At 60.5% G+C, this 9771-nt stretch carries 2 protein-coding genes and 5 pseudogenes; 5 read left to right on the top strand and 2 right to left on the bottom strand.

Features of this window, described 5'->3' with window-relative positions:
• From F3H98_RS30315 to F3H98_RS30305, 4 genes and pseudogenes are all read left to right on the top strand, one after another.
• Nucleotides 1–4163, top strand: a pseudogene (locus tag F3H98_RS30315) (hypothetical protein); the annotation flags it as partial.
• Between the two features lie 108 nt (nt 4164–4271).
• Nucleotides 4272–5018 (top strand): annotated as a pseudogene (locus F3H98_RS32390) (site-specific integrase); the annotation flags it as partial.
• Nucleotides 5019–5094: 76 nt separating this feature from the next.
• On the top strand, nt 5095–5301 hold the full coding sequence (locus F3H98_RS31510; protein WP_188130653.1) for a hypothetical protein: 207 nt from the start codon (nt 5095–5097) through the stop codon (nt 5299–5301).
• Nucleotides 5243–6225 (top strand): annotated as a pseudogene (locus F3H98_RS30305) (IS110 family RNA-guided transposase). The gene F3H98_RS31510 and the pseudogene F3H98_RS30305 overlap by 59 nt, the downstream one beginning before the upstream one ends.
• 264 nt (nt 6226–6489) lie before the next feature.
• Here the strand turns inward: F3H98_RS30305 and F3H98_RS30300 are convergent.
• The gene (locus tag F3H98_RS30300) at nt 6490–7299 is read right to left on the bottom strand and encodes a TIM barrel protein (protein ID WP_149764648.1); all 810 of its coding nucleotides are present in this window, start codon (nt 7297–7299) and stop codon (nt 6490–6492) included.
• Between the two features lie 728 nt (nt 7300–8027).
• Nucleotides 8028–8984, bottom strand: a pseudogene (locus F3H98_RS30295) (IS110 family RNA-guided transposase); the annotation flags it as partial.
• Nucleotides 8985–9005: 21 nt separating this feature from the next.
• On the opposite strand from F3H98_RS30295, the pseudogene F3H98_RS30290 reads away from it, so the two are divergent.
• Nucleotides 9006–9503, top strand: a pseudogene (locus tag F3H98_RS30290) (IS110 family RNA-guided transposase); the annotation flags it as partial.
• Nucleotides 9504–9771 lie beyond the last annotated feature (268 nt).

Genomic DNA, 9771 nt, shown 5'->3' with positions numbered 1-9771 from the left:
AAGAGGAGAACTCACGTCAGGCCACCGTTGTGATCGCCGGTGAGGTACTTCGCCGCGCCGACCAGCTCTCTGATTTCACTCCGCAGGATCTGGCGAATCTGGTGAACGGGTTCGGCAAATGTCCGGAAGAAGCGGCGTGCCACGAGGCGATCTTGGACATCGCGCGCAGACTCGGCACGGCAGGACATCGATTCGGCCGTTTTGGCACGCTCGGGCTCTCCAGTATCGCCAACGATTTGGCGCGGGGAGTCATAAGGGCAGACGACGCCGGAGAGATTGCAGAGGCCGCTTTGCTGAAAGATCGGCTACACCAGCTGGCCCATTATCTTCACTATGCCAGCGAGCGTCTGGAGCAGGCCGATGCCCTGAGCGTCACCAAAATTTTCAAGGCGTTGGCCAAGGCTCAATTGTTTGATGATCTCGGTTTGCTGGCAGGCACGGGGTTAGCTCGGTTGACGGAATTGGATCGTGCCCCTGGTTTTGCCCTTGAGAATAACCTCGAAACCATGGGGAATCTCTGCGCCGCTCTGCTGCCGCTGGCGCGCAGCCCGCGCAAGCAGCTGCGTTGGCACCGGAGGCAGGCTCTAAACTTGCTGAACGATATTCAACCGATTGTGGAGCACAAGATCGAGGCGCATCTCAAAGCAAGCGATGCTCAGCGGGCCCATGGGCCGTACTCGAGCCGTTGTCCCGCCTTGTCGATCTATCAAACACTCAAGGCCCGTGCGGTTCTGGCGAAAATGTTGCGGCGGCCGTATGTCGAAGGCAACAAGTCCGATTTGCGGTTGAGGCAAGAAGAGCTGCAGGTCAAGACCAAGGAGATCCTGGACAGCACGCGCGGGCTCATCGAAAGCGACCTTTCCAGCATGAGCTGGAACCTGATCGCGCAGATCGAGGCGGACAGTCCAGTGGATGCGCTGGACTTATTCATGGAGCAGAATGCGGCGACGGTCCAGTCCCAACATCCAGCGTCCGTCTTCGATGTCCATCAGGTGTTGCGAGCCATGGACCACGAGCCCAGACCACCGCAGGGTGACGCGGGACTGATGCAGTTGTCAGTGGTGGACATGCAGGGCCGGCAATTGGCCACGGAGGCCGAGACACGCTATTCGATTTTTCATCGCCTGACCTCGGGGGCGGTGAAGGTCGTCGCGGTGCAGCTGCCAGGAAAGCCGAGCCCTTTCATGCTGTCGCGTACGGTCACCGTCGACGGTGTACCATATCGCATGGACCTGTTCGGCGGAAGCAAGCTAAAGCCGCCGCAAAAGACCGTTTCGCAGATCGCCGCCCGCGTTCCAGGTGGGGTGGGGGCAGAGTCTCCCGGGGGAAAGCTGCTGGCGATTCCGTATGCCGAAACGGCGCCGGGCACTGCCTTCGAGCAGCTGTCGCGCGCCTGGGCACCTTTCAAAGAGGCATATTATTACACTCAGCGCAGGGGGTTTGCGGCGCCACCGAATATCAAAGGTCTGGCGCCTCACGACTACGCGCTGGAAGGCGCCTTCAACCTCTTGCTGCTGCCGGACCGCCCTACCAACGAACAGCATCCATTCAAGCTGACTGGGCCGGAAGGCCCGATTGCCTTGCGACCGCATGATGGTTGCGGTTTCATCAAGGCCTCGCTGGCCAACCGTATGCCAGCTGTTCATCGAGCCCGCCGCCAGGAAGGTCCCGATCGGCTTCCTGCTTTTGGTGAGGGAAGGAGATCGTCCCTGCCTGCCTCGGCGCTGCAACATTACCCGCGCAGCGAGTCGGTGGCGGATGAGGCGCAAGAGAAGGCCAAGACCTGGATCGAGAGCCGAGAGGGGCAAAGGCTGACGGCCGAGGAGCTGTTTCGAACCGTGACTGGCGGACATATCGACGGTCCTGGCGCGGTTGCCGTACCGTCCAGTGATGGGTGTCTCCATGTGCCGAAGCTCAAGAGCGAGGCATTGACGACGAGGAGCGGCGTGCTGATCGGGCGGTCGCCCTACGACAAGCCCAACCTGCGCCCGTTCGCCGCCGAGCAAGTCAGGTCAGCAGTTGATGGGGACCCGACTGCGACGTTCCTGGACACTTGTGTGGCCATTCAATACAGTTTTAATGTCGCCCAGAAGTCGGGGGAGGAACTGGCGAGCGACGATCCGACTTTTTTTGCCAAAGGCATTCTGATCGTCGTGCCGGACGAGATGTGGCCGGCCAACTATGCCGACCGTGGGCTGGTGATATCTGCCGAGGACATCAAGTGCCATTCGAGCTGGACTACAGGCAAGGACCGCGCCAAGGTGGACACTCAGGTCGAATGCGTCGGCATCCTGCAGGCCACCGAGGTGTTCGCTCCGGGATCGTTGGTTGCCGTCCCGACCGGTGAACAGAAAAAGCTTGACGGCGACTTCGACGGGGACACGGTCATCATCCTCGGCGACCGGCCGCAGCTTTATGAGCATGTGCGCCAGTTCGATGAAAAGGAGCAAGCTCGCGGCTTCCGCTCATTAAAGCCGCCAAAGTCGCATACCCCGGCGCTTGAGGGCGACAACTACCAGTTCGGTCGCGTCAGCCAGATCCTCGCTGCCACACAGGATGTCCTGGAAACCTATAGCTGCCTGCAGCGAAGCTTTCTGGCTCAATCCGATGACGCCCGACAGTGGTTTGCCGAGCGTGCCGTCTTTGGCACCTATGAGGGCGTTCAGCACGAGCTCAGGCGAGAGATCGGTCAGCTGCTGGGCCAGGAAGAGGTGAGTAGCCAGGATATCCAGAACACGTTTGCGAGAGCGAGGCACGAGATTGAGATCGCCAAACATCCGGTTGCTCGCGAAATGGCCGAGTTGCTCGTCGCCGACCTTGCGGCATGGGCAGTGAAGCCCGATGAGCAACTCCTGCCCGAAACAGTCGAAGGCGTGAACGACGAAAACACTCCGCTCAGCGCAGCACTCTCAGAGCTTTTCCCGGATCTGACGGAAACCTATCCTGCAACTTCTCGGCCAGCAGACCGCATCCGGGCTTTACTCGACAACTATCCTGCGCGGATCGATCCCCGTCCGGATGGTTACAATCCGGACGACCTCGTGCAAAGCGCAAACAACCTCCTGAGCCTCGGCATCAAGGTCGGCACCGACGCCTATAAATCCGATACTGGCGCCCGCCTCTTTTCCAAGAAGAGCCAGGACCTTCAGCGGCTCCTCCACCAGACGCCGGGCTTGAAGTCCGTGCCCTATGTCAAGAGCGTGGCGGCGACCCTCGCCCAGGGAAGGTTTGACGTCGATGCGACCTTGGATGATCTGAAAGACAACCCCACGCTGACCGCTGGCATCATGGAGGCCTCGATCAAATTCGCTGCGGAGCAAGGCATTCTGCCCAAACCCTCTGGCCTCCAGCCCGCCGCCGAGCATTCCGACGAGACGATCACGCTGACTCGCGAGGAGGCGTCAGCGCGCGCCCAAATCGAGGCTGCCCGCGCTAAAGCCGAAGAGACGAAAATCACCGCAGCGGCACACAGCGCTGCCGCAAGCCTCCGGAAAGCGGGCATCCAGGTGAAAATGCCCCATCTGGAACGCCGCTTAAGATCGGAAGCCTCCATGAGAGAGCAGCTCACTGCCATGAGCGTCCCGCCCGGCAGCACTCCACAGCTCATCAGCAATGCCGTACGCCATGTCTTCGAAATCCCTGACCAGTATTTTATAAAAGCTTTCAAGAAAGCCATTCTGGCCTTCGACGAACTGGACTACACCGAACTCCAGACAACCAACTGGTTCACATATAAGAGTCCGGCTTATGTCGGCATCCACACTGTGCTCGCCACAGCAGAAGGCTATCGCTTCCAGGTGGAATTCCATACGCCAGCCAGCTACAGCGCCAAAGTTGACAATCACGACACTTATAAAGTGCTTGACAGGCTGCGGCGGCAAGCGAGCGGGGATGCTTTGGATCAAGCGAAGGCGGAGAAACTGATGAAGCGGGCGACTGAGGTCTGCGCCGAGGTTGCGATCCCCGAAGGCGCCCTTCGCATACCAAGCTGGAAACCCGAAGAGGATCGCAGGGCGGGCGCCGCTGCGGCATTTGGAATGCGAGTTGTCGAACAATCAAGAATGCCCGAGATCGCCAGGTCACCGGAGGCAAGCGAGGTTGTCGCGGCCCTCGGCGAGCGGCCGATCGCGCTCGTCGGCATGCCGGGCGCAGGTAAATGCTGATTGAACGAAGCCGCTGACGCGGCATTTGGTGCGAAGGTTTGCGGATGACGCTTCTGTTTTGAAGGATTGCGGCTGTTGAAGCGCAATCTTGAGAACAGGAGATACGAGATGGCCGAGTTGAGCCCTCTGCGCCGTCGCATGATCGAGGACATGACTGTCCGCAATCTGTCGCCGGCAACGCAACGGTCCTACATTCACGCGGTGGCGAAGTTTTCCCGGTATTTCGGCCGATCGCCGGAGCGGCTTGGTCTGGAAGACATCCGCACCTTCCAGGTGCATCTGGTGGCGAACGGGATATCGTGCCGGCGCTGAACCAGACGGTGTGCGCGTTGCGGTTCTTCTACGGCGTGACGCTGGGCCATGCCGATATCCCGGAGCGGATTGCCTATGCCCGCGCGCCGCGCACGCTGCCGGTGGTGCTGAGCACCGACGAGGTTGTCCGGTTCCTTGAGGCGGTGCCCAGCCTGAAGACCCGGACGGCATTGACCACGGCCTACGCCGCGGGACTTCGCGCCTCCGAAGCTATAGGCCTGAAGGTCGACGCCATCGACAGCGGACGCGGTGTCATCCGGGTCGAGCACGGCAAGGGCCGCAAGGACCGCTACGTGATGCTGTCGGCGCGACTGCTCGCATTCTGCGGGTCTATTGGCGGCTGGCAAAGCCGAAGGACTGGCTGTTTCCCGGTCGTGGCGGAACCGCGCCGATCGATGTGCAGGTTCTCTGTTCGGCCTGCCGCTCGCCCGTGTCGCAGCCGGCATCGACAAGCGCGTGACGGTCCATACGCTGCAGCACAGCTTCGCCACGCATCTCTTGGCGAACGGCACCGACATCCGCATTATCCAGGTCCCGCTCGGAAGGGCGACATACTGCCCACGAACACCTGGTTGAAGGGCGGATCTACTACCGGTTTCATCCCCGATGCGGCGAGACCATGCTGATCAAGCGACAGCTCGAGTACCGCGGCGTCAAACTCGTGGTTTTCGTGCAGCCGGATAGCTCGCTCGCCTGCATTGCGGCGTGGATGACGCACGAGGCTGCGGGCCAATACGCGCTCAGTGAGAAGCCGCGTTTTTCAGTCGATATCCTTCGGTCCCTCCGCGCCGAGATCCATCGCTCCCTCAGGCAAGATCGTGCGTGAGACGAAGGTGGCGAGTGAACCTGAGGCGCTGTTGCAGCATTTTGGCGATCTTGGGCTGCCGATAGTCAGGGTTGGCCTTGAGGCGGGGCCACTGTCGCAGTGGTTGCGCGAGGGTCTGGTCGACGCCGGCTTTGACGTGGTGCTGCTGGAGACACGGCATGTGAAGGCGGCACTGGTGGCGATGACCGTGAAGACGGATCGCAAAGATGCCCGCGGGATCGCGCAGCTGCTGCGCATGGGCTGGTACCGTCCTGTGCACGCCAAGTCGGCAGATGCCCAGGAGGTGCGGGCATTGCTGGTCGGCCGCAAGCTTTTGCAGGCCAAGCTGCTCGACGTCGAACTGAGCATCCGCGGAATCCTGCGCGGTTACGGGCTCAAGGTTGGCGATGTGAGCCGGGGACGTTTCGAAGCACGCATTCGCGACCTCACCGAGGGGCATGACATGCTTGAGACGGTTATCGGTGCGATGCTGCAGGCACGGGCCGCATTGTGGAACGAGTTTACCCGGCTGCACCGCACGATGCTGACGATCGCCCGCGCCGATCGTGTCTGCCAGCGGCTGATGAGCGCACTCATCTATCGCTCGGCGGTGGACGACCCGACGCGGTTTGGAAAATCCAGTACGGTCGGAGCCTACTTCGGGCTTACGCCCAAAAAATATCAATCCGGTGAGACCGATCGGGACGGTGGTGTCAGCAAGGTCGGTGACCTATGGTGCGAACCGCGCTCTTTGAAGCGGCGCACATTATGCTGACGCGAGCGACCCGCTTCTCGAGCCTGAAGCACTGGGCGCTCGACGTGGCGAAACGCCGGGGCATGAAGCGCGCCAAGGTGGCCCTTGCCCGCAAGTTGGGCGTCGTGCTCCATCGCATGTGGGTGGATGCGACCGAGTTCCGTTGGAGCAAGGCCGCCACGATGGCATAGGAGATAGAGCGTTTGGAGCGAGCCGAAACGGCACCGCTCTCTTGAGGTCCCGTCGCCGGGACGCGAGCTTGGCAAGGTCGTGTGTGGTGCTGTGAATGCTTCGGCAAATCACGCTTGCTAAATTGACCTGTCAGCTCTGGATCTGATGGCATAATGTGGCAGTCTTGGTGCTGACCACGGACGGAAGCATGATCCTGGCGACGTGATAATCACTCGGAGGGACTTGACGGGCGAAGGCCCATTACGGGAGATTTACTCCGCGTCTCACCACGACTCCCGCGTCAATAGACCGTGTCGGATGAAATCGATGCTGGCGGCAAGTGCGCCCGCGAGGTCGTCCAGCTCGTGGACTTCCTCGGCGAATGGCTTGAACGAGAAGGGACCCGCATAACCGCCATCAAGCAGCGCCCGGATTTGGCTGCCATTGTCGGAACCTCCCAGGACGCGATCCGGGTAAATCCAGAAGGTCGGGTCATTCACGCCGGAAATGTGCACAAGGCCAGTCAGCTCGCAGAAGAAGGACGTCTCCCCGGCGAGGGTGTGGTGGAACGTGTCGTGCACGAAGCGGAAGACGGACTGGCCATCGACCGCAGCAATGGCCTCAGCCGCTTCCTTCTTCGATCGGAGCGAGCAGGTCTGGAAGCCCAGCGGCTCGATGAGACCGATCAGGCCGCGCGGCTCGAGGATCGGCTGGAGCGCCTTCAACGCGACGCGGAGATTGCCCTGGCGCTCGCCACTGGCGCCCGAGCCGTCGTTGACCGGCACCAGCACGAGCGTCTTCGCCCCGCAGGCTGCCGCATAATCGGCGAGCTTGCTCGCCTCGGCCTCCCGCGCGGGAGTCCACTCATTGAAGCGCCGCAAGGCGTTGACGGAGATTATTGTGACCCCCGCTTCGGCGGCGGCAGACCGGACGTCCGCAGCTGGCATGCCGCGTGCAACGGGATTGCTGCAGAGATCGTTGCGGATGTCGACTTCTATCAGGCCGAGGTCACGGGCAAGCGTGAAAAATGCCCTGACGTCAAGTCCGGGCGCCGCCATGTGGTCGAGTGCAAAGCGGGGCAATGCCTGGCGCATGGCTTTCCTTCCATGAAGCGCGACCGTCGTTCTCGGCTTCTGGCTCCTGCCACGCCGCAACCGCACGTTGATTCACGAGACCGGAATGAGGGAGGAGAGTCAATCGAAGCTACTTTCATTTGCGAAAGGAAACTCAGCGCTTATGATAGACTTTCATCAGTTTCATATATTTTCCGGCAGGTAGATGTCGAACGGCAGAAATGTCTGCCCCGGCGTCTCCGCGGTGCCGGTCTCGATGGCCCGGGCCATCAGCGTCATCAGCTCCTATGAGGAGGGGTGGATAGTGACCTGCGCTGTAGCAAAGTGGGGTAGCTTAAACCTAATTTAGACACCCTACCTTGGAGGCCCCGAGTATGTCCATTGCCATTGAACGACCCGAAACGCCGGCCGCTATCCATACCCATCTTGCGCAATCTTCGTCTTTGCAAGCGGCGTAGCCACGACTGTTCGTCCAGCCAATAATGGCTGGTCCTGCATGGTGTAGCTAATGCGCAATGTAGGAGACAGAGCCTCAAGACGACGGTTTGCAAACTCTTATACGCGGGTTGGATACCGCATTTCCGTGTGTACGCCTGGGGCTGCTTCTATCTAAGCACGGGCATCGACGTAGTCGGCCACTCAATTCCATCGAAGGTTCCCCGACCGGGGCCCTGCCTCCAACATTGGGCATCAGCGGATGATCGATCTTGTCTCCTCCTTCCAATTACTCGCGAGATGCGGATGCTAGGTTAGGCTTGATGAGCTGGCTGCACCTCCTGGCCAATAGCCCACAGGAAAGCCCCCATTTCTCTAGCGATCGCGGTGATCGCGATGGCCTTGTGCTTCCCCGCGAGGATCATTTTTCGATAGCGAGAGCAGAGGCGGAGCTGACCTTTCCACGCTATTTCGCGAACGGTTCTCGGTAGGCCTTCCAACTGCGCTTGCTTGGTTCGACTTACCCGCGCAGGGAAGCGGTAAGCCCATGCGCCTTCGATCAGCATGCGACGGGCCCGAGAGTTCCCGGCCTTAGTGATCCCACCACGTTTGACATGTTCACCTGTCGAGCTCTCTGACGGAACGAGGCCGAGAAAGGCCATCAGCTGGCGGGGGTTTTCGAAGCGGCGGATGTCGCCAATTTCGGCAACAAAGACGACGGCGGCAATCAACGACACGCCTCGCAACGCCTGATAGGCTTCGACAACAGGAGCCATCGTCCAGGATTTGACAGTCTCCGAGATCAGATCGGTCAGACGCTTCAAGCGCACCTCGGCATCCTCGATCGCCTGGCAGTATTCCTTGAGTACGATGAAGTGCGCCGGATGCTCGAACTTCAGAGTCGATATCCACCGCATATGCGCCAGCGACCAGGATGAGCGGCCCGAATAGATGCGGCCATGTCGAAGTAGGAACGACTGAAGCCGCTGACGCGCCCGCTTTTGAGCCTCCTGTGCAGCCTCTCGAGCCCGCACGAGATCGCGCATGGCTTCGTGTCCGCGATCTGGTACCCAGACTGCCGTCAGCTCACCTGCACGATGTAGCCTTGCCAGGCTGACCGCGTCGCGCCGGTTCGTCTTCACTCGATCACCAGGGCGCTTTGGTATCAGGGATGGCGCGACCACCACGCAGTCGTGACCCATGTCGGTAAGCTGACGGTAAAGCTCGTAACCTGTCGGACCGGCTTCATAGCAGAAGTGGAGTTCGCTCCCTCTTGACCGACAAACGTCAGCCTTTCGCGGATAATCCTGCCCCTACTTGAAGCGTGGCGTAGCCTGCGCTTCCAGGCGACAAGGTTGGGGCGGCAGCTCCTCGCCGAGGCGCGTAGAAACCAGCAATGTCAGTTGTTGATGTCGATACCCGGCATTGGAGCGATCACAGCCACTGCCTACCTAACCGCCGTCGAGGATCCAGCGAACTTCAAGCGATCGCGCTCGGTGGGCGCCTGGCTGGGATTGACGACGCGGCGCTATCAATCAGGCGAAGTAGACTATGATGGCCATATCTCCCGACGCGGAGACACCCATGTGCGTTCCCTTCTCTATGAAGCCGCGGTAGTGATCCTGACACGCAGCCAGGCCGACAGCGATCTGCGTAGATGGGGTATAAAACTACGCGAGAAGATTGGCTTCAAACGCTCCGCGGTCGCTGTCGCCCGCAAACTCGCCGTCATCATGCATGCGATGCTTCGCTCCGGTGAGCTCTTCAACAGGGCGACAGCCACCACCTAACTCTCTAGCTCTGTAACGCCCATGGCGTGAAGAGGCGTCCCTGCCGGGACCGAGGCTGGTCCATTCCGTTAAGACCGTTGCACCACGAGTTTGCTCGGAGCGTGCGAGACATACATTGGAAGGACCCGTCCCGCGAAGCACCATAATGCGGCGACCCATGTCGACCGCGTAGACGACCATGCTCTCGGCAAACAGCCTCTCACACCTAAAAAGGCGCTTGCAAATCTCGCTATTAGACGACGGTCTAACTGTTCAGCCGTGTCCGGTT

The organism is Neomesorhizobium albiziae, from assembly GCF_900114255.1.
Taxonomy (GTDB): domain Bacteria; phylum Pseudomonadota; class Alphaproteobacteria; order Rhizobiales; family Rhizobiaceae; genus Neomesorhizobium; species Neomesorhizobium albiziae.
Note: the sequence above shows the minus strand (reverse complement) of the source record. Positions and strands in the feature narration are given on the sequence as shown.

Coding starts and splice junctions, on each gene's coding strand:
- F3H98_RS30300 (WP_149764648.1), bottom strand. CDS start 7,299: ATGCGCCAGGCATTGCCCCGCTTTGCACTCGACCACATGGCGGCGCCC.
- F3H98_RS31510 (WP_188130653.1), top strand. CDS start 5,095: ATGCTGATCAAGCGACAGCTCGAGTACCGCGGCGTCAAACTCGTGGTT.